This is a genomic window from Prochlorococcus marinus (assembly GCF_001180245.1).
Lineage (GTDB): Bacteria > Cyanobacteriota > Cyanobacteriia > PCC-6307 > Cyanobiaceae > Prochlorococcus_A > Prochlorococcus_A marinus_F.
On the sequence record NZ_CVSV01000131.1, the window covers coordinates 176,561 to 203,305 of the forward strand.

Below are 26,745 nucleotides of genomic sequence, written 5' to 3' on the forward strand. Positions count from 1 at the left end.
TTTAATGGAAAAAATGAACCATTATCCGTTATAGTCGCGTGAATGGAACCAACTTCTAGCTTAAACAGAGGGGAACGAAAGAAAGGGAGTTCTCTTGTCACAGGATCTGAGGTACAATCTCAGGCTAGTGGTGCAAGCTGTTTTATTACAACTGACTCAGAAAAGTCGTTGGTATCCAGACAAGCAAGTCAAGTAGAACAAATTGAGTTAAGAACATATGTTTTTTTAGATTCTCTTCAGCCTCAATTGGCTGCATATATGGGAACTGTTAGTAGAGGTTTTTTACCAATCCCTGGAGATTCATGCCTATGGATGGAAGTTTCACCTGGGATGGCCGTGCATAGAGTCACTGATATTGCCTTAAAGGCTAGTAATGTAAGACTTGGACAGATGATCGTTGAAAGAGCATTTGGTTCTCTTGCCCTCTACCATAAAGATCAAAGTACTGTTTTGCATTCCGGGGATGTTGTCCTAGATGCTATTGGTAGTGAAGTTAGAAAAAGAACCAAACCTTCAACAAGTTGGACAGAAGTTATTCGAGCTATTACTCCAGATCATGCTGTTTTAATAAATAGACAAAACAGGAGTGGATCAATGATTCAATCTGGTATGAGTATGTTTATATTAGAAACTGAACCGGCTGGGTATGTCTTAAAAGCAGCAAATGAAGCAGAAAAAGCATCAAATATAACTGTTGTTGATGTAAAGGCAGTTGGAGCTTTTGGTAGATTAACTCTAGCAGGGAAAGAAGGAGATGTAGAAGAAGCAGCAGCTGCTGCTATAAGAGCAATTGATGAAATTTCAAATTATTGAGAAATTTTTTAATTTAAACCAATTTCTTTTTTTAGATAAGGTGACATAATTTTTGCAGCTTTACCCCTGCTTCCTAGCTTACTAAGTTGCGATTGTGAGAGCTCTCCATAAACACAGTTTGCTTCTTTTACCCAAAAAATAGATTCGAACTCCCCATGTGGATATTTTGGGGTCTTAAGAATTTCTCCCCAGCATATTCCAGTTGTATCCTTCACTAAGTTTCCTGAGGGATCACATAAAACCATACAACTTATAAATCTTGCGCTCCGGTAAGGACTATCAGAAAGTTCATTAATTAATTTTTTAATTTTTTCAGCGTTGGTTTTGGCATATCGAGCAGAATATATGCCTGGTCGGCCATCTAAGATATCAACTTCAAGGCCTGAATCGTCACCTAATGCCCAAGTTTTTGTCTCTAAAGCGGCTGCTTTTGCTTTTAAAAGTGCATTCTCAAAATATGTGTTTCCAGTCTCTTCGACATTTAAATATTCTGGTTGCTTCTGAACCCTTAAAGACAAAACATCCAGCATTTCTGAAATTTCAGAAACTTTGCTTTTGTTGCCACTAGCAATAGTTAGGACTGGAAGGTTCAAAATAACAAATAAATTTATTGAGAATATTATCTTACTTTAAAGCTAGATACGGAGACAGGAAAGGTTGAACATTCCACACCTGTGTAGACAGGGCCTGCCTCGTACGGAAATAACATAATGTAAATTTTTTCTTAACACAACAGTATGTTTTGATGCACTAACTAATTTGCATAAGTATTGACATATCAATAGTACCAAGGGTGATAAGTTTAACTTATGAATGATAGAAAAAACATTAATGGAGATTTTATCGAAAACGCTTGACTTATAAGTACTTAATGAAGCATTCTTCGAATTGAACATTCCACATTTAGTATTTAGTAGACAATGGCTACAGAAACAATGGGTATCGCTCTCGGCATGATCGAGACACGCGGACTTGTACCTGCAATCGAAGCAGCAGACGCAATGACAAAGGCAGCAGAAGTTCGCCTTATTGGTCGTGAATTCGTTGGCGGCGGTTATGTCACAGTATTAGTTAGAGGCGAAACAGGCGCAGTTAACGCAGCTGTAAGAGCTGGTGCAGATGCTTGTGAAAGAGTTGGTGACGGTTTAGTTGCAGCTCACATTATTGCTCGTCCTCACAGAGAAGTTGAACCTGCTCTAGGTAACGGTGAATTTCTTGGTCAAAAGGACTAATTAAGTAAAGCAAGATTTATAAATTTTGCACAATAATTATTTTCCCTACACAGACCTAAATTTATCCTTATGAGTAAGAAGTATGATGCAGGGGTAAAGGAGTACAGAGATACCTACTGGACTCCAGAATATGTACCCCTAGACACCGATTTACTAGCCTGTTTCAAATGTACAGGTCAAGAAGGTGTCCCCAGAGAAGAAGTTGCAGCAGCTGTTGCCGCTGAATCTTCAACAGGTACTTGGTCAACAGTTTGGTCCGAGTTACTTACAGACTTAGAATTTTATAAAGGACGTTGTTATCGAATAGAAGACGTTCCTGGAGATCCTGAAGCTTTTTATGCTTTTATTGCATATCCTCTAGATCTTTTTGAAGAAGGTTCTATTACAAACGTATTAACATCTCTAGTAGGAAACGTTTTTGGATTTAAAGCTTTAAGACACTTACGTCTAGAAGATATTAGATTCCCAATCGCTTTCATCAAAACTTGCGGTGGTCCACCAAATGGAATTGTAGTTGAAAGAGATCGTTTAAACAAATATGGAAGACCTCTTCTTGGTTGTACCATTAAACCTAAATTAGGATTATCTGGTAAAAACTATGGTCGAGTTGTATATGAGTGCCTTAGAGGTGGTCTTGATTTAACGAAGGATGACGAGAATATAAATTCTCAACCATTCCAGCGTTGGAGAGAAAGATTTGAGTTTGTTGCAGAAGCAGTTAAGCTTGCCCAGCAAGAAACTGGAGAAGTTAAAGGTCACTACTTAAACTGTACTGCTAACACTCCTGAAGAACTCTACGAAAGAGCTGAATTCGCTAAAGAGCTAGATATGCCAATCATCATGCATGATTACATAACTGGCGGTTTTACTGCAAATACTGGATTAGCAAACTGGTGTCGTAAAAATGGCATGCTTCTACATATTCATAGAGCTATGCATGCTGTTATTGATAGACATCCAAAACATGGTATCCATTTCAGAGTTCTAGCAAAATGTTTGAGACTCTCCGGAGGAGATCAATTACATACTGGAACAGTTGTTGGAAAACTAGAAGGTGATCGTCAAACAACTCTTGGTTACATTGACAACTTAAGAGAGTCATTTGTTCCTGAAGATAGATCAAGAGGTAACTTCTTTGATCAAGATTGGGGTTCAATGCCAGGAGTATTTGCCGTCGCATCAGGTGGTATTCACGTTTGGCATATGCCTGCACTCTTAGCAATTTTTGGAGATGATTCTTGTCTTCAGTTCGGTGGAGGAACACATGGTCATCCATGGGGTTCAGCTGCAGGAGCTGCAGCTAATAGAGTCGCTTTAGAAGCTTGTGTAAAAGCACGTAATGCTGGTCGCGAAATCGAAAAAGAGAGTAGAGACATTCTTATGGAAGCTGCTAAACACAGTCCTGAATTAGCTATTGCTCTTGAAACTTGGAAGGAAATTAAGTTTGAATTTGATACCGTCGACAAACTAGACGTTCAAGGTTAAACCAGATTTCAATATTGAGGAGATTCTCCTTCTCCTCAAACTTCTACAAACCTCGTTCTATTACGAGTATTTTCATTCACATTTAAATTAATTATGCCTTTCCAGAGCACAGTAGGCGACTATCAAACAGTTGCAACCCTGGAAACATTCGGTTTCTTACCACCGATGACCCAGGAAGAAATATACGATCAAATTGCATACATAATTGCTCAAGGCTGGAGTCCTGTTATTGAGCATGTTCATCCTAGTGGAAGTATGCAAACTTATTGGTCTTATTGGAAGCTCCCATTTTTTGGGGAAAAAGATCTTAACTTGGTTGTAAGTGAATTAGAGGCATGTCATAGAGCATACCCTGATCACCATGTAAGAATCATCGGATACGATGCTTACACTCAAAGCCAAGGAACAGCTTTTGTAGTTTTCCAAGGACGTTAAATCTACTTTATGTAGTAAGTATCTTTCTCCAAAAAATATTTTTGGAGAAAGTTTTTTCAAAAGAGTTTCACATTTGAAGATTATGTCAAAAAAAACCAGTAGAGAGATTGCATTAGAAAGAAGAAAGGCGATGAGTGATAGCGGTAAAAAAGCTGCTGCTTATTCTTCAACTACTAAAGATAGAGTTCGATCTTCTCAAGATATACAGATTTCTGGGACTCAGTCTTCTCCTAATAATCAAAATATTTCTAAACCAGCTACAAATCATATTCCAAAAACTCAGGTTAACAGAAAGTCTTCTTCAACAACTTTATCTAGTAAAGAGTTGGTAATAGAGAGAAGAAAAGCAATGTCTACCCATGGCAAATCAGCTATAACTTCATCCGATAGAACCCGTACTGATGCTAAAAAAGAAAGTCCTGTAACCACAGTTAAATCAACAATAAGTAAAAAACAAGAAAGTCAAGGTTCAACTATTACAGAATCTAAGTCTCTAAAACCAAACGTTAAAAGAAGAATTAATCAGAAGAGAAAACCTATAACTAATACAAGTAGAGATATTGTTTTAGCGAGAAGAGAAGCTCAATCTAAGCATGGAAAATCAGCAACTAAACAAAATACCAGTGCAGCTTCTTTAGCGAGAAGGGGAGACCCAGATTTAAGTAGTAGAGAGATTTCTCAGAGAGTGAGAGAGCTAAGAAGTAAAACTGGTGCCACAGGCAAAAAAGGTAATGGTAAATGTAGACCATGTGGTCCAAATAAAAATGGAGCTAAACAAAATATTGCTGACGCTAGCTGGAAAGTTGGTAAAAGTGAAACTGATTCCGGTCAAATAGTTACTGGAACACAAGCTAATAGATCTGTAAAAACCACAGGTAATGAAGCAAGTACATGCAGAACTGTCACTGGCACTCAATATATGGGAGCAGAAGTAGTTGACCAATTTTGTCAAGATAGACCAAGTTATAAACAACCACTTAGATCTACTGTTACCTCTACAACATCAGGTAATAAAGTAACTGGAAATGAAGTCGGTAGATCTGAAAGGGTCACAGGCGATGAGCCAGGGACTTGTAAAAACCTTACAGGTACTGAATATGTATCTGCCAATCAATCACAGAAGTATTGTGGTGATGTTTCAAAAAATCCTTCAAAGGTTAAACATAGTACTACAACTGATGGATTAAAAGTATCTGGATCACTTCCTGGTAGATCAACTCTTGTTACTGGAGATGAATCTGGTTCTGGACATCAGTTAACTGGAGATCAATATCTTGGCTCAGAGCCAAATCCAAAAGGTAAGGTATTTGAAAAAGTAGGGAGTTACAACACTCTTAATGGGAATAATGTAACTGGTACAGGTGTAGGACGATCAGACCATATGACAGGTAATGAACAGGGGAGTTGCAAAAATGTAACTGGTGATGAGTACATAGGATCTCAACAATATGAGAAGTTTTGCGGTTCAAAACCAAAACCAGAAGCTAGAAAAGTAGGTTTAAGCCTTTCTTCAAAGTCAAATTTAATAAGCGGGACTATGACAGGAAGATCAAAAATAGTAACTGGAGATGAACCAGGTTCATGCAAAGTGTTAACAGGAACACCATACGCAGGCTTAGATCAGATTAATGATAATTGTAGTACTGAGATTTCTGAAGATATGAAATCCCGATCAACAGTTAATTCTGGAAATAATTCAAATGCCAGACTTACAGGACAACAACCAGGAATTGGAGGAGTAATGACTGGTGCTAAGAAAGGTGCGTGTAAAAATCTAACAGGGACTCCTTATGTTGGTGGAGATCAGTTCTCACAAGCTTGCGATAATCCTCCAAATGATACTGCTTATGCAAATCCAGAAAAATCAGCAGGTAACTCTTGGAATGAATTCTCTGTTAAATCACCATCAAGAGATAAATATTCTGAAAAAAATACTCAAGGAGTTACAGGTAATGAATATGAAAATGGTTCAAAGGTAACAGGACCTTTTGATATGGCAGTTGATAAGGTCACTGGGACTGAAAAATTTAGATTTGAACCTAATAAAAATATTACTTATAAACAAAAAATGGAAATTGAAGAGGCAGACCGTGTTGCAAAGACACCTGAAAAAAGAGTCGCATCAAGGATTACTGGTGAAGGACAATCAGTAGGAAACGTAACTGGAGATGATTGGGATCGCGGCGATAAGGTAACAGGTACAGAAGGAGCTTCCTCTAGAAAGCGAAATCCATCAAGAGCAGGATTTATGAGCGCAATGCCCCCTATGGAAGTTAAAAGAAATGAGGAAACAGAAAAACCAGATTTCTTGATAACTGGATCTAGTGGAAATACTCGTGAAGGACAACTTGTTACCTTTTCAGGTGGTGCAAGAGGTTAAGTAAATAATGCCTTTAAGAGGACTGGCTAAAGCCAAGAACTTCACATTGGGGCCAACAGCTCCAATGAAAACTTTTACTGAAAATATCCATATACAAACTAAAGAATCAAATAATTTCCCAAATTCTGGAAAGTCTCATAAATTAACCAACAATATCCAAAATGAAAATCTATTTAGGTATGAAAGTAAAATAAAAGGTGATTTTGACGAAATTGTTCCAACTCTCAAGGAAATTGCTCGAATTCAACATCACGAAGATTTTATAAATAAGGCTCAGAAAATATCAAGAAAAAATTTGGGAATAGATTTACCCCTACATGTATTAGATAAATCCTGGGTTAAACCTCTTGATATGAGGGCTTTATATGCATGGTGTGCTTTCAAACAGCATGAGAAACTTAGCGATAATTTTTTTAACAATGATCCACTTGAAGGTGCTGCTGGAAGTAGGGATGCGGAAGACTTTGAAAAATTTCTCTTAGATTGTGGAATACATTTACTTGATATAACTCCTTGTTCAGATGGAAGATTAGCTCATTCAATTGCTTATGTAATGAGAATACCTTTTAGTTCAGTAAGAAGAAGATCCCATGCTGGAGCACTATTTGATATTGAAAATACCGTTAATCGATGGGTAAAAACTGAACATAAAAGATATAGAGAGAATATCCCTAATGAAGCGCATAATGATACCAGGTATTTAAAAGTTGTAACTTATCATTTTAGTTCTGTAGATCCTTTGCATCAGGGATGTGCAGCTCATGGGAGTAATGACCAGTTAGCGGCAGAAGAAGGTAGAAGTAAACTATATGCTTTCAAAGAGGCTGTAGAGAATAGCTTTTGCTGTGGTGCTTCTGTGGATTTAATGTTAATTGGACTTGATACAGACACTGATTCATTAAAAATACATTTGTCAACAAGGGATGGAGGGATTGATTTAGAAAAAACTATTTCTACTTTGGAAATTTATAATTCAACAATAAACTTTTCACAAGAGGATGCAGAGAGAGAAATTTGTCAAATAGTTTCTAAACAATCTTCAAAAGATAAACTAAGTGGACTAGAAAAATTTATGTATAAATTAATTGTCAATAATATTTCTCAAATTGATTATGTTAAGAGTTTTCATAATGGTTCCTATGAAGATATTGGACATGCAGAGAGGTTTATTGGAGTAGGTATAGGTTTTAAAGAAGTACATCTCAGAAATTTAACTTATTTTGCTCATTTAGATACAGTCGAAGAAGGGGCTCCAGATTTAGATGTAGGAGTGAAGATTTTTTCTGGATTAAATGTTTCTCAAGATCTACCTATTCCAGTAGTAATAAGATTTGATTACTCTGGAAAAGTGCCTGGTGCAAAAGAGAGGGCAATAAAAGATTGTGAAAGAGTTAATAATGCGATATCAATTAGATATAAAAATTTAGTTGATCAAGGTTTGTTACATACTTGCTCTACTATTAGAGATAGGGACAACATTCATTCCGCCAAAATTATTGGAATGTCTTTAGATAAAAAAACAGAGGAGGCTCACTAATTATGTTGATTTGCAAGGTTGTAAAACCACTTGTTTCTACCAATAGGATTCCTGGTTTTGAACATAAACATCTGCAGGTTGTATTAGATGGTTCTTCTAAAAAAGTTGCAGTTGATGCTGTTGGCTGTAAGCCAGGAGATTGGGTTATTTGTGTTGGAAGTTCTGCTGCTAGGGAAGCAGCTGGAAGCAAATCTTATCCAAGCGATTTAACGATTGTTGGAATAATTGATCATTGGGATCCTGACAAGTCATAAAAAAAGGAGGATATAAATTATGGAAATTATGAAGGTATTAGGAAGAATGGTATGTACTCAAAGAGTCGCTGGCTTAGGACATATGAATTTAAGAATTTTGGAAAATAATAAGGGCAAGAAATTAGTTGCAGTTGATCCTGTTGGTGCCAGAGAAGGTAACTGGGTTTTTACTGCCAGTGGCTCTGCTGCGAGATTTGCATGCCCTAACCCAGAAGTTCAAACGGATTTAACAATTGGAGGTATTATTGATTATTGGGAGAGTGACTAAAAATTTTAACTTCAAAAATTTATTGAGAAACTTTGTTGAATGTATAGTGTAATTAGTCTTGAATAAAGAATGTAATGTGGAATGAAAGAGAATCACCTTTGAGGATTGAAAAAAGATTTGAATTTGATCAATACTCAAAAATTAGTAAATTCATGGGGGAAATTGAGAAATTATGCAAAGAAAGGGATATCTATCCAAATATCAGCTTCGGTAAGAATTTTGTAAGTCTTTCAATATTTTTAGATAATAAAGAAATATCAGAAAAGGAAAAAGACTTTTCAATGGATATTGATAAATTTTATTTAGAGTATTAGTCCTTTTTAATAATTATTAGGCTTTGCAATATCTCTTTTGATTAAAGCCATTAAATATGTTGGGGCTTTATATCTACCAGGTAGACATCTATTTAAAGTCTCAAGATGCGCCCAACACACTGTCTTTTCTATATCTTTAACTGAGTTTCCTTTTAAGATTAATAGTCTAAGAGCTTTGCAAAATAAAGGATAACCTGCTTCTAGTTCATCTATATTAAGCTTTGCTGCTGACATAGATCAAAGATGAATTATCAACTAATAATCTATACAACTATGGTGCACAATTGGTTCATATTTCAAATTTCTCAATAATTAGAAATTAATCTAGAAATGCTACGCAATCTATTTCAACTAAAACGCCTTTTGGTAGAGATGAAACTTCCACACAGGCCCTTGCTGGAGGATTCTCTATATTAAAAAAATCACTATATATTTTATTGACAATTTGAAAATTACCTAAGTCCGTTAAGTAAATAGTTGTTTTTATTACATCCTCTATTTTGGCTCCACCAGCTTTAAGAACTTCTGCAAGATTTTTTAAAACTTGAATAGTTTCCTTCTCTATATCACCTAAACATGTTATTTCATTTAAAGCTGGATCTATAGCAATTTGACCAGAACAATAGATAAAATCCCCAGCTTTTATTGCTTGATTATAAGGTCCTACTGGATCTGGAGCATTTGATGTTTTAATTACTTGTTTGGGGGACATTTGTTTAAGAAGATACCTATCTATTTAAACCCATAAATCTTTATTTGCTCTTAAAAAAGTAAATTCTTCTAAATTTTTTGCTCTTAAGAAAAGGTTTATTTTCATCTCTTCATCAAGTAAAAATGGAATTGTCAATTCATTAAGTGAAAGTTTTTTTTCAACTTCCGAAAGTTTATTTTTTATATCTTGATCTTTTGGCTTGAGATTCAATGCCCACAATATATTTTCCTTTGTATATTCATGTGCACAATATATCAGAGTATTTTTTGGTAAAGATTTGATTCTTTCTAGTGAAGAATACATTTGTTGATAAGTTCCTTCAAAAATTCTTCCACAGCCTCCAGAAAATAATGTGTCACCAATAAAAAGAACAGGATCTTCCCCATTCAAAAAGTAGGCAATATGTGAGTTTGTATGACCTAATACTTCAATTATTTTTACTTCTTCCCCTAAAATATTTAAAGTTTCTCCATCTTCAACAGATACATTTTGAAAAGGGATTCGCTTTTTTTCTTTGGAGGAAGCAATCACCTTTACATTTGGCCATTTTTCAATAAGAGACTTCGTCCCTCCAATATGGTCTGAATGATGATGAGTTTGCAAAATAGCTTCTAAGTGAAAATTGTTTTCATTTATATATCTAATAACAGGTTCGTGTACAGATGGATCTATAACTACAACGGATTTATCTTTTACCAACAACCATATGACGTTATCACTTAGAACTCTAAGTCCGATTATATTTCGAGCTTTATTAAATTCCATTGTTAAATTAGAATGAAGAATCCTTGGAAGAAATTGATCTATGATTACTATAGCTTTACCAAAAGGAGCTCTGTTAAAAGATTCAATTTCAACTTTTAAAAAAGCTGGGTTAGATTTCTCTAATGCGTTGGAAGAAAATAATAGATCATTAACCTTTGAATCAAATTGTAAACGGGCAAAAGCTCTATTAGTACGAAATGGAGATGTGCCTGTTTATGTAAGTTATGGTCAGGCTGATTTGGGTATTGTTGGGTATGACGTTTTACGAGAATCTGAATTGAAAGTAGCAAAATTATTAGATTTAGGATTTGGGGGTTGTCATATGTCGTTGGCGGTTAAGAAAAATAGCAATTATTTAAAACCAACCGATCTTCCAGCGAATTGCAAAGTAGCAAGTAAATTTATAAAAACAGCAAGATTTTATTTTGAAGAATTAAATATTCCTGTAGAAATAGTTCATTTGACGGGATCAGTCGAGCTTGGTCCTATTACAGGTATGGCAGAGGCAATAGTTGATTTGGTGGCTACCGGAAAGACTCTCAAAGAGAATGGTTTAATTAAAATAGATGATCTTTATTACTCGACTGCAAGACTAATTGGAAATCCTTTATCTATGAGGTTAGATGATAATCATCTCAGAGATACAATTTTATCAATAGAATCAACTAATGCTTTATAGAAGATTAGCTAAATGTTTTTTAAAGATTTTAGAAGGATTAAAAAGTTAGGTAAATATTTAACAAAAGATAAAAAAACAATCTATCTAATCTTGATAGTTTTGTTACCTGTTTCTTTCTCTGGTGCTATTCAACCATTATTAGTGGGTCAGGCAATTACCATTCTAAAGAACGAAACTACAGATGTTTGGCTAAGTAAAACTTTCTTTGGGCAGTCGATAAATGCCATTATCGTAACTTTATTTATAACTGTTTTATTCAGATTAGTTCTGCAGGGATATCAAACTTACAATATCCAAGCAGTGGGACAACGTTTGACAGCAAGAATAAGAAGAGAACTTTTTGATCATTCAATATCTTTATCTCTTAAGTATCACGATAAAATGCCTGTTGGGAAATTATTAACAAGATTAACAAATGATGTTGATGCTTTAGCCGAGGTTTTTGGTAGCGGGGCAGTAGGAGTCATTGCTGACTTCGTTAGTCTGATAGTAATTTCTTTGACAATGCTTTCAATTGATCGGGGCCTTGCCATTTTATTACTTTTGACTCAAATCCCAGTTTCATATTTTATTATCTGGCTTCAAAAACGTTACAGAAGAGCCAATTATCAAGTAAGGGAAGAATTGTCTCAACTAAACTCTGATTTTCAAGAGAATCTTCAAGGTTTAGAAGTCGTTCAGATGTTCAGAAGAGAGGCTTTTAATAGCAAGAAATTTTCCAAAACTGGAGTTGCTTATAAGAAAGCAGTTAATGGAACAATATTTTATGACAGTAGTATTTCGGCGTTTATAGAATGGATTTCTCTTGCTGCAGTTTCCTTGGTTTTGGCAGTTGGGGGATATCTTGTTACTTCTGGAAATATTGGTTTAGGAACATTAACAACTTTTATTTTATATTCTCAAAGACTTTTTGAACCTTTAAGGCAGCTTGCAGAAAGATTTACTCAAATACAAGGAGGTTTAACAGCTGTAGAAAGAATAAACGAATTATTGGATGAAGAAATACAGATTAAGGACTCTACTTCCGCAAAACATTTTTTAGAAAATGCTAAAAATGTAAATAAAAAATTTAAGGGCAAAATTGAGTTCAAAAATGTTAATTTTTTCTACAACGAAGGAGAGCACATTATAAAGAATTTATCTTTCAAGATTAATCCAGGTGAGCATGTGGCTTTTGTCGGTCCAACTGGTTCAGGTAAGACAACCATAATAAGACTATTGTGTAGATTGTATGAACCTCAATCGGGTCAAATTTTAATCGATGATATAGATATCAAAGATATTCCTATTGCAACTCTTAGAAATATGTTGGGAGTAGTTTTGCAAGATACCTTTATCTTTAGTGGAAATGTCGCAGATAATTTAAAACTGAATTCGAATCTGGACAATCTTGAATTAGAAAATCTTTGTTACGAATTAGGGTTAGATAATTTGTTAAAAAAATTACCAGAAGGTTTGAACACCTCACTAAGAGAAAGAGGGGCAAATCTCTCTTCTGGAGAGAGACAACTTCTTTCCGTAGCTCGAGTAGCGATTAGAAATCCTGTTGTTTTAATAATGGACGAAGCAACAGCGTTTATGGATCCCTCAACAGAAGCTACTTTGCAGAAAGATCTTGAGAGAATTCTGTCAAAAAGAACAGCATTAGTAATAGCTCATAGATTAGCAACTATTGAAAGTTCTGATAAGATTTTAGTCTTGAAAGGGGGATCATTAGTTGAGGAGGGAACGCATAGTGAATTAAGACTTAAAAAGGGTTTATATTTTCAGCTCTCTGAGCTTCAACAAAAGGGATACGTGAATTTTTAATGATTTTTAGAAACCAAGGATCGTTAATAAAAAAATCAAACAGCATATCAAAGGATGAGCTGATAGATCTCTATGGTTTAAATTCTTATGAATTCACTCAAACAACTAAAGAAGAAATATTTGTATGTAGTAAAAATAAAGATTTAGATCTAATAGAACTAGATCAACTTTTGCAAACTGTTGGTTGGAGCAGAAGGCCTATAAGGAGAGTAAAAAGAGCTTTAGATTACAGTATTTTGGTTGTTGGGTTATGGCGTCATGATGATAAATTTCCCAGACTAGTTGGATTTGCAAGATGCACTGGCGATGGAATTCTAGAAGCAACAGTTTGGGATGTAGCTATTAACCCTGTCTATCAAGGACTTGGATTGGGGAAAGAGATAATGAGATATGTTCTAAAAGAATTGAAAAATATTGGCATTTCTAAAGTAACCCTTTTTGCTGATGCTGAAGTGGTTTCATTTTACAAAAGACAAGGTTGGATCTTAGAACCTAGAGGGTCGAAATGTGCTTTTTGGTATGCAAATTAATCATTTTTTGTAGTAGTCAGAATATATAGATTTTAACGATTCGCCTTTTAACCATCTTCTTCTAAAGTGCCAGTTCTTAATTGCTTGGAGAAAAATATTAGTTCTTTCCCATTTCCTTGAACTTATAAAAATAGGAAAATTTAATTGTTTTAAATCTTTTTTTTGGTTTAATCTCATTAAAAAATCTACATCTTCCATCAAAGGTATATTTCTAAATCCATTATTCTTAAAATAGATTGTTCTATGAATTATTAAACCTTGATCACCATACGGTTGTTTAAAAAATTTACTTCTAATATTCACGAGAATTTCGAGAACTCTATAAATTATCTTTTTGTGATTAATTTTGAATTCAAAATAGTAAATAATATTCTTGTTTCCCTTTAAAAATGAGTTTATTTTTTTAAACCAATCATGAGTTAATCTTGTGTCTGCATGTAAAAATATGAGCCAATCTCCTTTTGAATTTTTAGCTCCAATATCTAATTGTAAACCTCGATTCCTTTCTTTGGATATAAATACTTTCGCTCCATAAATATTTGCTATATCGATAGTTTTATCTTCACTTCCAGAATCAACAATTATGATTTCGCCCTCTTTCTGAATACTTGACAAGTCTGAAAGCAATAATGGCAAATTACTAGCTTCATTAATAGTTGGAATGATAATTGAAATTTTTGACAAGTCGATTATTTTCTATTTTCAATATCAATAATTGTATCTATATCTATTTTTTTATCTAGAAACTTGTATTTTAATTTTTTAGAAGCAAAATTATCAATTGTATTTTGCAGAACATTTTCTGTTCCCCACTTTATGTTGATAAAAGGTAAATATGTATGTGATAACATTATTTTTTCTGATAAACCGATAAGCCAATATCCTCCATCGTTAGATGGTCCTAAAATAAGATCATTATGTTGAAGCTCTTTTAGAGTATTCAATAAATCTTGATGACATAAATCTGGAAGGTCAGTACCAATAAAAATAATATTTTTGATCTTATGCCTTGCACAAAATCTTTTGTTGACAATTATTTGCCGTTTCATTCTTTCTCCCAAGCAGCCTTTCCCCTGCAAATTAAATTTTTTGATTCCTAATTCTCTAGACCATTTTCTACAATTTCCTACTCCCAAACCAGTTATGGCAATAGAAATATCAAGCAGTTTATTTTCTTGAAGAAATTTTGCAACTGAGATAGTGTGTTTGGTCATTACACTTTGTATTTTCGCCGAATTACTTTTACCTATATCTTTTGATAATCTTGTTTTGCATCTTCCAAAACCATGCCATTTCGCCATGATAATAAGTAATGCTTTATCCAATAATTTAGTGAAATTTAAAATAATTATATGCCTATTAAAAAATATAAAATTTATTTTTATAAATTTAGTCGATTCTTTGTTAAATAATTTTAAATTTGTCGTGATCTTGTGATTTGATAATGGCCAATTATTAAATTCCAACTAGATTAATAATCTAGAGAATAAAACTTTGCAAGCAACTAATCCTATTTGGGCGGAAGTTCAACAATCACTCCAAAAAACTTTAAGTAAGCCTTCATTTGAGACATGGATAAGGCCTGCTAAGTTTAATTGTTTTGAAAATGGCTTATTAACTTTAATCGCCCCAAATACATTTTCTAGTGATTGGTTGAGAAAGAATTATTGCGAAACTATTGAAAAAGCTGCGAAGGAAATCTGCGGTCATGATGTAAAAGTTGTTTTTAAATCTGAAACGAATACCAGCAGCGATTTAACAAATGAAGATAAAGCTAACGAAAAGAATATTCATCATAAAACAAGATCTTATCCTAGTAATAACCAAAATAATTCTTCAAAAAATCAATTCAAAAATCCTAATGGTTTAAATTTACGCTACGTCTTTAAAAGATTTGTTGTAGGTCCAAATAGTAGGTTGGCTCATGCCGCAGCTTTAGCCGTTGCCGAATCTCCTGGGAGAGAATTCAATCCATTATTTATTTGTGGAGGAGTAGGCCTTGGTAAGACTCATTTAATGCAAGCAATAGGTCATTATCGAGTAGAAATAGATCCAGAAGCAAAAGTTAAATATGTATCTACAGAGACTTTTACAAATGATGTTATTAGTGGTATTAGAAGAGATGGAATGACAGCTATTCGAGATAAATATAGAAATGTAGATTTGATTTTAATAGATGATATACAGTTCTTAGAAGGCAAAGAGTATACACAGGAAGAATTCTTTCATACTTTTAACGCACTTCACGAATCAGGAAGTCAAATAGTTATTGCAAGTGACAGACCACCAAATCAATTGTCGGGAATTCAAGAGAGATTAATTTCTAGGTTCTCAATGGGTATGACCGCAGATATTCAACCACCTGACCTTGAGACGAGGACAGCCATCCTTCAAAAAAAGGCGGAACAAGAGAGGATGAGTCTTCCAAGAGATTTAATTCAATTTATTGCAGGAAGATTCACTTCGAATATTCGAGAATTGGAAGGAGCATTTACTAGAGCTGTTGCATTTGCATCAATAACAGGTTTGCCAATGACAGTTCAATCAATTGCTCCAATGCTTGATCCTAATAGTGTTGGTGTAGTTGTTACTCCAAAACAAGTTATTAATAAAGTGTCAGATTTCTTTAAAGTTTCTACTGATGAATTGATCAGTTCAAGTAGGAGAAAACCAGTAAGTCAAGCTAGACAAATAGGTATGTATCTTATGAGACATGGTACGGATCTAAGCCTACCAAGAATTGGAGATGAGTTTGGGGGTAAGGACCATACAACAGTTATGTATGCTATCGAACAAGTTGAAAAAAAGTTATCGATTGATCCAAATATTGCAAGTCAAGTTCAAAAAATAAGAGATTTACTTCAAATAGATTCAAGAAAAAATTTATAGTTTTACTTATAACTAGAAATGAAATTTATTGGATCTTGATCATATCTATGCCTAAAAGGTATCTTATCTATTTCATTGATATTACTAAGCGATTCAATTTTATTTAATGATTGCCTTAATAACCTTGCTGAAATAATTGGCATATCTCTTGGAACTGAGATCCTGTTTTTTAAGTATCTTAGAGAGATTCCTGAAAGTTTTTTAGGGATTAATACTTCACCTGTGATCATATGGCTCAAAGCTGATCTCAATGATTCGTCAAAGGCTTCTTTATTGTATGGGTTTACCTTTATTAAATTGTCCTTATGCTTTATCACTCTTTTAAGAGCAATTGTTGCATAATATTTTGACTCATAATTTTGGTTTAATTCATAATTACCTAAACCCTCCCCAGTATCTATTAGCTTAGAGAAAGTAATCTGTTGTTCATTGCTTTCTTTATAGCATCCTCCCATTTGTGGGGGTAAATCATGAGAATGAGTATGAAAATCTCCTTGAGTGCCTCTATAAGCACTTGTCCCCTCAAAAAGGGTAAGCCAGTTATCTACATGACGATAATTAGATCTTAAATTAAACCCTTTATAATAAATAAGAGATGCATTCATTCTCTCGATATAGGGAATAAAAATTATATCTCCAACACCAGGCTCTATATCACCCGTGTTAGAAACTGATGGATCAACAAACCCTGATTTTGATCTACTTAAGATTTCATCGAGTTTAGAAATGGATTCTTTAAATCTTTTTTTTCTAAAAGAGTTATCTATAAAATTAAAGCTTTCTCGGCAGAGCCAATTACACCAGGATCTGAAAATTTCTCTTTCTAACTCTCGAATTTTGATGAGGTGACTAGATGTTAGAAAAGATCCAAGTGCTCCAAATTCATTTTCTAAAAAAGCAATGATATCGTCGCTTTCAGTTATAACTTGTCCTTTAAATTCAATTGCAGGTAATTTCCCTGATCTGACTTTTTCAAGGAACCAACTTTCCTTTTGGCCGTAGCAAAACATATTTATTTTCTTGACTTTGTATGGAATTTTCTTAAATTCAAGCCATAACCATATCTTCTGACAGTAAGGACACCAAGAATGCCTATCCCTATAAAGGGTAACTAATACATCATTTTCGCTATGTCCAAATAATCTTAAATTTGCGTAGGAATTATTTATACCATGGACTCTATCAAGATCTTCAATTTCAAATTTATTTAAATCATCCCATGTCAAAATCCCATTCATTATTTGAATTAAAGCTATAAACTAACGTTATAATAATTGATTAAAAAAAGTCTTGGAATTTGAATTTGATTTAGTTGTTGTTGGCGCTGGATCTGGAGGACTCGCGGCGGCTAAACGTGCGGCTAGTTATGGAGCAAAAGTCGCAATCATAGAAGCAAATCAAATAGGAGGAACTTGTGTGATAAGGGGATGTGTGCCTAAGAAATTAATGGTTTATGCAGCTAAAAGTAAAAAAAATATGGATTCTTCTGAAGGATATGGATTAAAAAATGAAGGTATTAATTTTGAATCAAATATTTTGTTGAAGAATGTTAGGGAGGAGGTTTCTAGATTAAGTAATTTACATAGAAATTCTTTAAAAAAGATGAATATAACTATTTTTGAAGGCTTAGGAAGATTTATTACTGAAAATGAATTAGAAATTATTTGTTCAAACACAAAGAAAATTAAAAACAAAATAAATTCAAAAAAAATTCTTATTTCAGTTGGAGGTAAACCAAAGAAATTAAATATTCCTGGGGTAGATTTGGCATGGACTAGTGATGATATTTTTGAATTAGAAAAGTTTCCCAAATCAATATTAATAGTAGGAGGTGGATATATTGCTTGTGAATTTGCTTCTATTTTCAGAAATTTAGGTACTGAAGTAACTCAATTAATTAGAGGTCAACATTTACTTAATGGTTTTGATGAGGATCTTTCTTCATGCCTAGAGGAATCACCTACTTTTACTGAAATCAATATAATCTCCAATACTCAATTAAAGTCTATCAGGAAAGTAAATGGAAATCTGGAATCTACCCTAGACTCGGGAGACAGACTCATAACTAATAATATTCTTATTGCTACAGGAAGAGAACCAAATCTTTTGCCTTTAAATTTAGATTTTTTAAATCTAAAGATGGATGGCCAATATTTAGATGTCGATGAACTTAATCAAACAAGTAACGCAAATATTTTTGCAGTTGGCGATATAATAAATAAGCCAAACCTAACTCCAGTAGCAATAGAACAAGGGAGAGTTTTTTCGGATAATTTTTTTAATGATCAAAAAAGAAAAGTAAATTATGAATATATCCCTAAGGCCGTTTTTACTATTCCAGAAATTTCAACAGTTGGCTTAAGTGAGAAAAGAGCTAAAGAGATTTACTCTGAAAAAAATATAAAAATTTTCAAATGCAAATTTACCCCTATGTCTAATACCTTTAAAAAGAATAAATCAAAATGTATGTTGAAGATTGTAGTTCATAAGCTAACTGACAAAGTCCTAGGATGTCATATGTTTGGAGAAACATCGTCTGAGATTATTCAAATGGTATCAATTTCATTAAATGCAGGGATAACAAAAAAAGACTTTGATATTACAATGGCTTTGCATCCAACTATCTCAGAAGAATTTGTGACTATGTATGGATAAAATTATGATTTAGAAAATTTTAATTTTTCTTGAACAATTAGAAATACTATAAGTAAGGCAAAGTAAATAAATAAACCTATCCTTAATTCAGAAAGGAAGTTAAATTCATTCAGGAACAGTATCTTATCGAGAATGTAGAAAATATAAAGATTAAGCAAAATAAATCCTTCAATTCTTGTGATTTCCCCTTTGCTCCAGAAAATTGGTAAGCATGCAAAGGTAGTTAAAACCATAAAAGGTAAGTCAACTTTTATTAGACTCTGTTCAATTACTAAACCTTTAAATCCTGAAAAAATACTGCAACTTCCAAGGATTAAAAGTTGATTGAGTAAATTACTTCCTATTACATTCCCAATCGCAAGATCTGTTTTGCCTTTAAATGCAGCAATTATTGAAGTTACTAATTCTGGTAAAGATGTCCCAGTTGCGACGATAGTTAAACCAATAACAATTTCATTTACGCCCAAAAGGGTAGCGAGCGTTTGAGAACCATTTACTAAAATATTTGAACCAAAGCTTAAAAGAAATATCCCCAATATTAACTTTAGTAAAATATTCATTTTCCCTTTATGGTTATCTTTTAATTCTTCTATCTCTGGTTCAGCATCTTTTGTCTCCTCTCCTTTCTCATTGATGGTATTGATTTCCCATATTGTATTTAAGATTAAACAAAATATTAGAAATATCCCTGCTTGCAATGTTAATAAGCCTGTTGATGACATAGCCCAAACTGCACAAGAAATTGCCATTAAAAGAGGCACATCTCTTCTGACTATTCTGCTTTTTACTTTAAGAGGTGTTATCAATGAGCTTATGCCCAAAACAACGAGAACATTAAAAATATTGCTTCCAATTACATTGCTTGCCGCAAGCGAATCACTGCCTTTTAAAATTGAACTCAAACTTACCAACAATTCAGGAGAGCTTGTTCCAAGAGAAACTACTGTCAAACCAATTACTATTTGAGGTATTCCTAAAATTAATGATAAAAATATGGCTCCTTGAATAAAGAACTCTCCTCCAGCAAAAAGTAGAACTACGCCTAAAAATATTTCTATTATTGGAAATAAAAAATCACTCATATTTAGGATTAAATTTAGATAATAAAAATTTTCATAATTGGTTAATAACTATCCTCGAATATCTACAATTTATTGTCAATTTTAATTTGTTGTTAAAATTGATTAAATAGAAAAAATTTTGAAGACTTTAAACATAATAAAACCTGATGATTGGCATTTACATTTAAGAGAAGGTCTTGTATTAAAAAATATCATTCAGTTTACTTCGGAATATTTTGGAAGAGCCATTGTTATGCCAAATACTAAAAGTCCCATAACATCAATCAATAGCGCTATTTCTTACAGGAAATCTATTTTTGAAGCGCTACCAGAAAGTTCTAAGTTTGAACCATTAATGACAATTTATCTAACAGATGACACTGATGAAGGGGAACTAATTAATGGTTTTAAAAATAATGTTTTTTTTGCAGCAAAATTATATCCTGCTAATGCCACAACAAATTCCAGTCATGGAGTTAGGAAAATAGAAAATCTATATAAGATCTTTGAATTAATGCAAGATTCTGGAATGCCTCTTTTAATTCATGGGGAAGTGACTGATTCTGAAGTAGATGTATTCGATAGAGAAGAAGTTTTTATAGATAAAGAACTTTCTCAAATAACCAAAAGATTTCCAAAATTAAAAATCGTTCTAGAACATATAACCACCTCTTATGCAGTGGATTTTGTGCAAGAAAATAATATTGGGGCTACTATTACTCCGCATCATTTGCATATAAATAGAAATGCAATGTTTTTTGGAGGCTTAAATAGTGATTTTTACTGCTTACCAGTTGCTAAGAGGGAAAATAATAGACTCGCTTTAAGGAGAGCGGCAACAAGTGGGAAAAAATGTTTTTTCTTGGGGACTGACTCTGCTCCACACCTTAGGAAGTGGAAGGCGTTTTGTGGATGTGCAGGCATTTTTAATTCGCCAGTAGCAATAGAAAGCTATTTAACAGTTTTCGAAGAGGAGGATGCTCTAGATAATTTTGAAAAGTTTGCAAGTTTGAATGGCCCTAATTTTTATAATGTCCCACCAAATAAAGAAAAATTAAAATTAGTTTCTAGACCTAACAAAATTAAAGAATATATTGATGTTGTTGAAGAAAAAAATATTGTCGGACAAATAAAACCATTTCATGCAGGTGAAACTTTACAATGGCAAGTAGAAGGAATAGTAAATTAAAAAAAATTAGATTTAATCTGACAATTAAAAGTGTAAATATTCCAATTTTTCTTGGTTAAATGGGTTACTTTCAGCTACGATTAGAAAGCGCAAATTCCTTTGGGAGTGTGGCGGAATTGGTAGACGCGCCGGACTTAAAATCCGTCGAGCGATTTAGCTCGTGGGGGTTCAAGTCCCCCCACTCCCATTATTTAATTATTTATTTTTAGTTCTGACGATAACTTCCAATAGTTGTTATGTTTTAACTAAGCAACCATAAATCAAAATGGAAAGTTTTTTCAATAATTCACTCGCTACTTTAATTGCTTATATTGGAATTTTTTCTACATATTTATTGGTTATTCCATTATTACTATTTTACTGGATGAATAATAGATGGAATATTATGGGTAAATTTGAAAGATTAGGAATTTATGGCCTTGTATTTCTTTTCTTTCCAGGTTTAATTTTATTTTCTCCATTTTTAAATCTCAGACTAAAAGGAAGCGGAAAAGGATAAATAATTGACTAAAGGTAAAGTTATACAAATAGGTTTTTTTATTTCATTAATAGGATTAATTAGTTATAAATTTGCACCGCAAATTGGTATCGATAATTTTACAGCCACTACTCTCTCAAGTTGCATCTTAATTGTGATTGTTATTACTTGGGTAACATCTTATGTTTATAGAGTTGTGAATGGAAAAATGACTTTTATGGAACAAAGGAAGCGTTATAGAAAGGAGTATGAAAAAGTTGTTAATGATAAGCTAGAAACCAAATTCAACTCATTGTCAAAGGAAGAGCAGCAAAAACTAATGGAAGATTTAGAGAAAAAAACATAAATTTTTATGGAAAATATCAAAAAATTATGAAAGATAACAAAATGCAAATTACTAAAAATGAATCTTTATCTAAGGTAGATGAGATGTTTTGTGAGTTAAAAAATAAGAAAAAATTAGCTTTGATGCCTTTCATAATGGCTGGAGATCCTAATATTGAAATAACCTCTGAGATCCTATTAAAGTTACAAGAAAATGGAGCTGACCTGATTGAATTAGGTGTCCCTTACAGTGACCCCCTTGCAGACGGACCTGTTATTCAAGTGGCGGCCTCTCGCGCCTTAAAGTCAGGAACTAGCCTAAGAAAAGTAATAAAACTTTTAGAGTCTTTAAAAGGTAAATTAAAGATTCCCATCATCCTTTTTTCTTACTTAAATCCATTACTATGTTTTGGTTTTGAAAAGTTTTGTGAGATGGCATCTAATGCTGGAGTTTCCGGACTAATAGTTCCTGATCTCCCTTTAGAAGAAGCTTATAAATTTTCTAAAATAGTTAGTAACCATTCTATGGACTTAATTTTATTGGTAGCTCCCACAACTCCTTTTGAAAGAATGAAAAAGATATCAAATCATACAAAAGGCTTTACTTATTTAGTAAGTGTTACAGGCGTCACTGGTGAGAGAAACAAAATGGAAAACAGAGTAGAAAATCTTATTTCTAAATTAAAAGATGTAAATAGCAATCCAATTGCTGTTGGTTTTGGAATATCCACTCCAGAACATGTTAATAAAGTTCGTGAGTGGGGAGCAGATGGAGTAATTATTGGAAGTGCATTTGTAAAACGAATTTCTGGTTCAAGTGAAAAAGATGTTGTCGATCATGTTGGTAAATTTTGTAAAGAAATGCGTTTAGCTGCTGATCAAAAAAAATAAATACAAAGATTATTTATAAATTAAAAGTACTTATTAGAGAAAATTAATTAAAATTTTATATCCAATTTATTTTTGTTGTCTTTAAGATTATTCTGTAGGTAATAATCTTATTTGTTTTCTTCCGAGCTTAATTTCGAATTCATCACCTGCTTTTAAGTCAAGAAGTGCTGTATATGCTTTCCCTATCAGAAGATTTCCATTTCCTTGAACTGTAGCTATGTAACTAAGTTTTCTTCCACCTTTTCCAATACCCGAAACTCCAGAATCACCAAGATTAACCCCTTTTGCTTCTAAAAGTGCTTCATAAAATGCAGTAAAGTTTAAGCGTTCACCTCCGTTTTTCTTGGTGGAAACATATCCACAGGCGCGAACTAGGTCAGATTTGCTAGCATCACCCAGTTCTTTAACTTTTGAGAGGAGATCGCTACCAGTTAGCATAATTAATTAAAAGAAAGTTGTATTAAATAACATAGCAATTTGGGTGTAATATATGCAATTATTTAGTATATATTTATCCAATTATTTATATTTAAAAATGGAAAAGTTTGTAGTTTTTGGAAGTTACTGTGAAGATGCAATTTTTAAAAGGGAACCATTTCGTGAACAACATCTTAATAGACTTAAAAACTTAAAAGATCGCGATATTCTAGTTACATTAGGGCCAACAAAATGTACCAAATATTTGTTTGGAATTTTTAATGCTAATAATGAAAAAGAGTTGAAAGATCTCATTGAGGAGGATATATATTGGGAAAAAGGTATATGGATTAATTATGATATTTATCCATGGATTCAGGCATTTTAAATATGATTTAAAAAAAAATTTTAGTAATTATTAACTATTAATTAAAAAGAATCAATTACAGAGAAAATACATAATATTTTTGCTTTAATAATTCAATGATTTTTCATATTTAGGAGTTAAAACAATATTAAATTAAGAGTTAGTTTTAAAATGTTTTTTAATTTTTAATTAAAAATATAATATTTTTAAATAACATTTATTTACTAGTATCTTGATTTATCTGGTTTACTAATGAGTCGATATCTAATTGACTATAAGGTGGTGTTTGTTTTATTTTTCGATAATTGTTCTTGATATTGTTTAACCATTTTTGCTCAATTTTTATAAGATTTTTTGCAATATTGAACATGCCGCCTTTTTTATATAATTCTTTCATTTTGAGAATAATCTCCGAGGTTCTGCTCGATTTAATATTTAATTCATTTGCTAAGTCTTTTTGGGTAAATCCATGCGATTTTAACCAATCTTTTATGAAGGAGACAAGTTCTTTTTCTTCCTGTATAGATAATTTACTCATTCAATAAAAGGGAAATAATTTATTAAGCTTATTTTCTGCTCTTGCCCTTATTGAGGGAGTCATGTATTTGCTCCATATACTGAGTACTGCTGTAAGAGCTACGAAATCATCACTAAAACCAACTAAAGGCATAAAGTCAGGAAAAAGATCAAATGGCATAATCAAATATGCTAGAGCAGCCATTAATGAAACTCTCACTTGTGCTGGAGTATAAGGATCTAAAGCCATCTCCAAAACTTCTAAGGCAGGCTTGGCAATTGTTCTTCCTGCTTTAATAAGAATCTTGATAATGATATTTTCATCAAATGTTGAACTCTCTAAAACTTCAGCATCATAGATCTTTTCTTGGGTTTTGTAATTCTCTTTCATCCTTATAAATGAAATTTAAATTTTTTAATGGAATTTTTAGGTAATACTATCAACTAATCCATTCTGTATTCCTGCTTTTCTAAGTTTTCTTAAAGCTCGTTGAACAACTTGACGGCAATATTCCCTGCTGCAACTCATATGTCTTGCAACTTCAGCTAAAGTTCTCCATTCATTTGAACCGTCTAAACCAAATCTTAGACTTACGATCTTTCTTTCTTTTTCTGTTAAATTTGCTTTATCTAATAACTTCCAAGCAGAGGCGGTCCTTTCGGCTAATTCGGCTAATTCCATTGGGGGAGTTTGATCACTTGGAAGAATATCAACTAACTCGGAAGGATCTGATTTTGATTTAACAGTACCTTGGAGGCTAACAGTGATGCTTCTTAATTCACAAGAAAGAAGTTCGTCAATTTCCTCTTTGGTTATTTTCATTTCTTCAGCTAGCTCATCACTATTGGGTGGAATACCCTTAAGTTGCATAAGCTTTGATTTTGCTGCTCTTAGTTTTGTAAGTTTTTCATTAATGTTAACAGGGATCCTTATCGTTCTACTTTGAGTTGACAATGCTCTATTTAAACCTTGCCTAATCCACCAATAAGCATAGGTAGAGAATCTATGTCCTCTCGAAGGATCATATTTTTCTACGGCCCTTGTTAGACCTAATGTCCCCTCTTGGATTAAGTCCAGTAATTCTAATCCTTTCCCTTGGTATCTCTTGGCAAGGTTGACAACTAGTCTTAGGTTGGCTGTTATCATCTCGTTTTTAGCTTTTTCACCAATTTTGATCTTTTTTCGCTCAGCTTCGGAATATTCACAAGCGGGACCTTTGCCTCCTGCCTGTTGACATCTATTAACAAGTACAACCATTTCTTGGACTTTTCTGCCCATTGTGAGTTCTCTTTCAGGAGTCAAAAGTTGATGACGACCTATTTCACCAAGAAAATCGCTTAATGAACTCACGATTTACCTCTTTGTTGATATATTCAACTTATAGTCAATTTAGTAATAAGCCATACATGTAATAATTAATTAATAATTAATTAATAATTATTAATTAGTTAATTAACATTATTTTTTAAAATTTTAGGTTAAAAAATTATAAATTATAAATTTTTATTATTTAAATTTTTCTTCTTGATTCTAGAACAGCAAGTACATCTCTCCACTCAACGCCCTTATGCATAAGGGCTACTTGCAGATGATAAATTAAATCAGCAGCTTCATTTGAGATTGAATTTTTATCATTATCTTTGCAAGCCATTATAAATTCTGCAGATTCCTCTCCTATTTTTTTCAAAATAGTATTACTACCTTTTGTTAATAAATGATTTGTGTAACTTTTTTCTGATGGATTAATTAATCTTTCTTTAATTGTATTGAATAATTCAGAGCAGATATTTGAGAAGGGAGTTGTTTTTTTCTCTTTTTTCTCACTTTGATGAATTTGGATTTCGTTGAAAAAACAACTTTTTTCCCCAGTGTGACATGCTCCTGAACCATTTTGTTTAATCAAGAGTATTAGTGCATCATTATCGCAGTCAAATCTTATCTCCTTAAGTATTTGGGTACTTCCACTTGTAGCTCCTTTTCTCCAAATTTCGGATCTTGATCTGCTCCAATAATGAACGTTTTTGGTTTCAAGTGTCATTGTCAAAGATTCTTTGTTCATCCAAGCAAGCATAAGAATTGATCCGTCAAGCCAATCTTGTGCTATTGCAGGGATTAATCCATAATTATCAAAGCGTAGATCCTCTACCGAAAAATTAGTTGAATAAGTCATTATGTTCGTTATGTTAAATGCTACTCAATGAGTTTTACTAAAAATTATCCTAACAGTTAATTGATGTATATTCATTCTATGAAATTTTCATGCAGCAAAAGTTATGAGGATTTTCCCTGTTCTCATAGGCAATGGCGCCATGAAGGCCACTGCAGATTTGTGCATGGATATTCAAGATCATTCACCTTTTGGTTCACTGCAAAAAAATTAGACCTAAATGGTTTTGTTGTCGATTTTTCAAGTCTAAAGCCTCTAGAAAATAGACTAAAGGAGCAATTTGACCATACTTTTTTAATAAATAAAGATGACCCCTTGCTGAATTACTGGGAAAAATTACATGACTTAGATGCTTTAGATCTTAGAATTATGGATAATGTGGGGATGGAGTTCACCTCTGAATTAATTTGGAGATGGGCTAATGAATACTTACAGGATAAGGATAAGGGCAGAACATGTTGTTGGAAAACAGAATCAAAAGAAAATAAATCTAATAAAGCAAGTTATGAGGAAATTCCTGATTGGTTCAAATCTTAGATTAAAATTTTTAAATTTTAAGTTATATAGGATTATTTAG

33 protein-coding genes and 1 tRNA gene are annotated in these 26,745 nt (G+C 33.0%); 21 read left to right on the forward strand and 13 right to left on the reverse strand.

Features of this window, described 5'->3' with window-relative positions; all coding sequences use genetic code 11:
- Positions 1–42 precede the first annotated feature (42 nt).
- Complete coding sequence (locus AMO19_RS06230; protein WP_011818055.1) at positions 43–813, forward strand: hypothetical protein; 771 nt, start codon at positions 43–45, stop codon at positions 811–813.
- Between the two features lie 8 nt (positions 814–821).
- Here the strand turns inward: AMO19_RS06230 and AMO19_RS06235 are convergent, their stop codons facing one another.
- Complete coding sequence (locus AMO19_RS06235) at positions 822–1,406, reverse strand: non-canonical purine NTP pyrophosphatase (RefSeq protein ID WP_075507744.1); 585 nt, start codon at positions 1,404–1,406, stop codon at positions 822–824.
- 327 nt (positions 1,407–1,733) lie between these two features.
- Between AMO19_RS06235 and AMO19_RS06240 the strand changes: the two genes are divergently transcribed.
- From AMO19_RS06240 to AMO19_RS06275, 8 genes are all read left to right on the forward strand, one after another.
- On the forward strand, positions 1,734–2,045 hold the full coding sequence (locus AMO19_RS06240; protein ID WP_002807869.1) for a BMC domain-containing protein: 312 nt from the start codon (positions 1,734–1,736) through the stop codon (positions 2,043–2,045).
- Between the two features lie 69 nt (positions 2,046–2,114).
- Positions 2,115–3,530, forward strand: coding sequence for a form I ribulose bisphosphate carboxylase large subunit (locus AMO19_RS06245; RefSeq protein ID WP_002805854.1), 1,416 nt, complete (start codon positions 2,115–2,117; stop codon positions 3,528–3,530).
- A 93-nt stretch (positions 3,531–3,623) separates the two neighbouring features.
- On the forward strand, positions 3,624–3,965 hold the full coding sequence (locus tag AMO19_RS06250) for a ribulose bisphosphate carboxylase small subunit (protein ID WP_011376108.1): 342 nt from the start codon (positions 3,624–3,626) through the stop codon (positions 3,963–3,965).
- 82 nt (positions 3,966–4,047) lie between these two features.
- Complete coding sequence (csoS2, locus tag AMO19_RS06255) at positions 4,048–6,345, forward strand: carboxysome assembly protein CsoS2 (RefSeq protein ID WP_075507745.1); 2,298 nt, start codon at positions 4,048–4,050, stop codon at positions 6,343–6,345.
- A gap of 7 nt (positions 6,346–6,352) precedes the next feature.
- Entirely contained in the window at positions 6,353–7,882 is a 1,530-nt protein-coding gene (locus AMO19_RS06260; protein WP_075507746.1) for a carboxysome shell carbonic anhydrase, read from the forward strand.
- Between the two features lie 2 nt (positions 7,883–7,884).
- Positions 7,885–8,136 (forward strand): carboxysome peptide A, encoded by a 252-nt coding sequence (locus AMO19_RS06265; RefSeq protein WP_025971882.1) that lies wholly within the window; start codon positions 7,885–7,887, stop codon positions 8,134–8,136.
- 19 nt (positions 8,137–8,155) lie between these two features.
- Positions 8,156–8,404, forward strand: a complete 249-nt coding sequence (locus AMO19_RS06270) for a carboxysome peptide B (protein WP_011376112.1) — start codon at positions 8,156–8,158, stop codon at positions 8,402–8,404.
- 74 nt (positions 8,405–8,478) lie between these two features.
- The gene (locus AMO19_RS06275; protein ID WP_025971883.1) at positions 8,479–8,718 is read left to right on the forward strand and encodes a 4a-hydroxytetrahydrobiopterin dehydratase; all 240 of its coding nucleotides are present in this window, start codon (positions 8,479–8,481) and stop codon (positions 8,716–8,718) included.
- 6 nt (positions 8,719–8,724) lie between these two features.
- Here AMO19_RS06275 and AMO19_RS06280 read toward each other — a convergent pair whose 3' ends face one another.
- From AMO19_RS06280 to gloB, 3 genes are all read right to left on the reverse strand, one after another.
- On the reverse strand, positions 8,725–8,952 hold the full coding sequence (locus tag AMO19_RS06280; protein WP_025953582.1) for a DUF3136 domain-containing protein: 228 nt from the start codon (positions 8,950–8,952) through the stop codon (positions 8,725–8,727).
- 85 nt (positions 8,953–9,037) lie between these two features.
- Positions 9,038–9,430, reverse strand: coding sequence for a Rid family detoxifying hydrolase (locus AMO19_RS06285; RefSeq protein ID WP_075507747.1), 393 nt, complete (start codon positions 9,428–9,430; stop codon positions 9,038–9,040).
- A gap of 24 nt (positions 9,431–9,454) precedes the next feature.
- Positions 9,455–10,195, reverse strand: a complete 741-nt coding sequence (gene gloB, locus AMO19_RS06290; protein WP_075507748.1) for a hydroxyacylglutathione hydrolase — start codon at positions 10,193–10,195, stop codon at positions 9,455–9,457.
- A gap of 40 nt (positions 10,196–10,235) precedes the next feature.
- Between gloB and hisG the strand changes: the two genes are divergently transcribed.
- Genes hisG through AMO19_RS06305 form a run of 3 tightly spaced genes read left to right on the forward strand, consistent with a single transcriptional unit; the run spans position 10,236 to position 13,213 of the window.
- Positions 10,236–10,874: an ATP phosphoribosyltransferase gene (hisG, locus tag AMO19_RS06295; RefSeq protein WP_075507749.1), complete on the forward strand. Its 639-nt coding sequence runs from the start codon at positions 10,236–10,238 to the stop codon at positions 10,872–10,874.
- 12 nt (positions 10,875–10,886) lie between these two features.
- Entirely contained in the window at positions 10,887–12,683 is a 1,797-nt protein-coding gene (locus AMO19_RS06300) for an ABC transporter ATP-binding protein (protein WP_075507750.1), read from the forward strand.
- Positions 12,683–13,213, forward strand: coding sequence for a GNAT family N-acetyltransferase (locus tag AMO19_RS06305; protein ID WP_011818066.1), 531 nt, complete (start codon positions 12,683–12,685; stop codon positions 13,211–13,213). Before AMO19_RS06300 ends, AMO19_RS06305 begins: the two co-directional genes overlap by 1 nt.
- Here AMO19_RS06305 and AMO19_RS06310 read toward each other — a convergent pair whose 3' ends face one another.
- A complete protein-coding gene (locus AMO19_RS06310; protein WP_075507751.1) occupies positions 13,214–13,897 on the reverse strand; it encodes a TIGR04283 family arsenosugar biosynthesis glycosyltransferase in 684 nt (227 codons plus the stop codon). It abuts the gene before it with no gap.
- 5 nt (positions 13,898–13,902) lie between these two features.
- Positions 13,903–14,514: a TIGR04282 family arsenosugar biosynthesis glycosyltransferase gene (locus tag AMO19_RS06315; protein ID WP_075508045.1), complete on the reverse strand. Its 612-nt coding sequence runs from the start codon at positions 14,512–14,514 to the stop codon at positions 13,903–13,905.
- A 193-nt stretch (positions 14,515–14,707) separates the two neighbouring features.
- Here AMO19_RS06315 and dnaA point away from each other — a divergent pair, with 193 nt between their 5' ends.
- The gene (gene dnaA / locus AMO19_RS06320) at positions 14,708–16,102 is read left to right on the forward strand and encodes a chromosomal replication initiator protein DnaA (protein ID WP_075507752.1); all 1,395 of its coding nucleotides are present in this window, start codon (positions 14,708–14,710) and stop codon (positions 16,100–16,102) included.
- Between the two features lie 2 nt (positions 16,103–16,104).
- On the opposite strand, the gene AMO19_RS06325 is transcribed toward dnaA, so the two are convergent.
- Positions 16,105–17,340 (reverse strand): glutathione S-transferase, encoded by a 1,236-nt coding sequence (locus AMO19_RS06325; RefSeq protein WP_075507753.1) that lies wholly within the window; start codon positions 17,338–17,340, stop codon positions 16,105–16,107.
- Between the two features lie 52 nt (positions 17,341–17,392).
- On the opposite strand from AMO19_RS06325, the gene gorA reads away from it, so the two are divergent.
- Complete coding sequence (gene gorA, locus AMO19_RS06330) at positions 17,393–18,757, forward strand: glutathione-disulfide reductase (protein ID WP_075507754.1); 1,365 nt, start codon at positions 17,393–17,395, stop codon at positions 18,755–18,757.
- A 2-nt stretch (positions 18,758–18,759) separates the two neighbouring features.
- On the opposite strand, the gene AMO19_RS06335 is transcribed toward gorA, so the two are convergent.
- Positions 18,760–19,839 carry a calcium/sodium antiporter gene (locus AMO19_RS06335; protein WP_075507755.1) on the reverse strand — a complete coding sequence of 360 codons (1,080 nt, stop codon included), beginning with the start codon at positions 19,837–19,839 and terminating at the stop codon, positions 18,760–18,762.
- Between the two features lie 118 nt (positions 19,840–19,957).
- Between AMO19_RS06335 and pyrC the strand changes: the two genes are divergently transcribed.
- The 5 genes from pyrC to trpA all read left to right on the forward strand — a co-directional run bounded on the left by pyrC (position 19,958) and on the right by trpA (position 22,700).
- On the forward strand, positions 19,958–21,007 hold the full coding sequence (gene pyrC, locus AMO19_RS06340) for a dihydroorotase (RefSeq protein ID WP_075507756.1): 1,050 nt from the start codon (positions 19,958–19,960) through the stop codon (positions 21,005–21,007).
- A 101-nt stretch (positions 21,008–21,108) separates the two neighbouring features.
- A tRNA-Leu gene (locus AMO19_RS06345) sits at positions 21,109–21,194 on the forward strand.
- Positions 21,195–21,272: 78 nt separating this feature from the next.
- Entirely contained in the window at positions 21,273–21,506 is a 234-nt protein-coding gene (locus AMO19_RS06350) for an NAD(P)H-quinone oxidoreductase subunit L (RefSeq protein WP_075507757.1), read from the forward strand.
- A gap of 4 nt (positions 21,507–21,510) precedes the next feature.
- Complete coding sequence (locus tag AMO19_RS06355) at positions 21,511–21,831, forward strand: DUF3007 family protein (protein WP_075507758.1); 321 nt, start codon at positions 21,511–21,513, stop codon at positions 21,829–21,831.
- A 26-nt stretch (positions 21,832–21,857) separates the two neighbouring features.
- Entirely contained in the window at positions 21,858–22,700 is an 843-nt protein-coding gene (gene trpA, locus AMO19_RS06360; protein ID WP_075507759.1) for a tryptophan synthase subunit alpha, read from the forward strand.
- Positions 22,701–22,787: 87 nt separating this feature from the next.
- Here trpA and AMO19_RS06365 read toward each other — a convergent pair whose 3' ends face one another.
- A complete protein-coding gene (locus AMO19_RS06365; protein ID WP_075507760.1) occupies positions 22,788–23,138 on the reverse strand; it encodes an AbrB family transcriptional regulator in 351 nt (116 codons plus the stop codon).
- Positions 23,139–23,235: 97 nt separating this feature from the next.
- Here AMO19_RS06365 and AMO19_RS06370 point away from each other — a divergent pair, with 97 nt between their 5' ends.
- Positions 23,236–23,505 carry a YciI family protein gene (locus AMO19_RS06370; protein WP_075507761.1) on the forward strand — a complete coding sequence of 90 codons (270 nt, stop codon included), beginning with the start codon at positions 23,236–23,238 and terminating at the stop codon, positions 23,503–23,505.
- Positions 23,506–23,701: 196 nt separating this feature from the next.
- Here the strand turns inward: AMO19_RS06370 and AMO19_RS06375 are convergent, their stop codons facing one another.
- The 4 genes from AMO19_RS06375 to hisIE all read right to left on the reverse strand — a co-directional run bounded on the left by AMO19_RS06375 (position 23,702) and on the right by hisIE (position 26,171).
- Positions 23,702–24,022 carry a hypothetical protein gene (locus AMO19_RS06375; protein WP_075507762.1) on the reverse strand — a complete coding sequence of 107 codons (321 nt, stop codon included), beginning with the start codon at positions 24,020–24,022 and terminating at the stop codon, positions 23,702–23,704.
- A complete protein-coding gene (locus AMO19_RS06380; RefSeq protein WP_011818080.1) occupies positions 24,023–24,391 on the reverse strand; it encodes a YkvA family protein in 369 nt (122 codons plus the stop codon). It abuts the gene before it with no gap.
- 36 nt (positions 24,392–24,427) lie between these two features.
- On the reverse strand, positions 24,428–25,351 hold the full coding sequence (locus AMO19_RS06385; RefSeq protein WP_075507763.1) for a sigma-70 family RNA polymerase sigma factor: 924 nt from the start codon (positions 25,349–25,351) through the stop codon (positions 24,428–24,430).
- Between the two features lie 160 nt (positions 25,352–25,511).
- The gene (gene hisIE / locus AMO19_RS06390; RefSeq protein ID WP_075507764.1) at positions 25,512–26,171 is read right to left on the reverse strand and encodes a bifunctional phosphoribosyl-AMP cyclohydrolase/phosphoribosyl-ATP diphosphatase HisIE; all 660 of its coding nucleotides are present in this window, start codon (positions 26,169–26,171) and stop codon (positions 25,512–25,514) included.
- A gap of 63 nt (positions 26,172–26,234) precedes the next feature.
- On the opposite strand from hisIE, the gene AMO19_RS06395 reads away from it, so the two are divergent.
- The gene (locus tag AMO19_RS06395; protein WP_075507765.1) at positions 26,235–26,705 is read left to right on the forward strand and encodes a 6-carboxytetrahydropterin synthase; all 471 of its coding nucleotides are present in this window, start codon (positions 26,235–26,237) and stop codon (positions 26,703–26,705) included.
- The last annotated feature ends 40 nt before the right edge of the window (positions 26,706–26,745 follow it).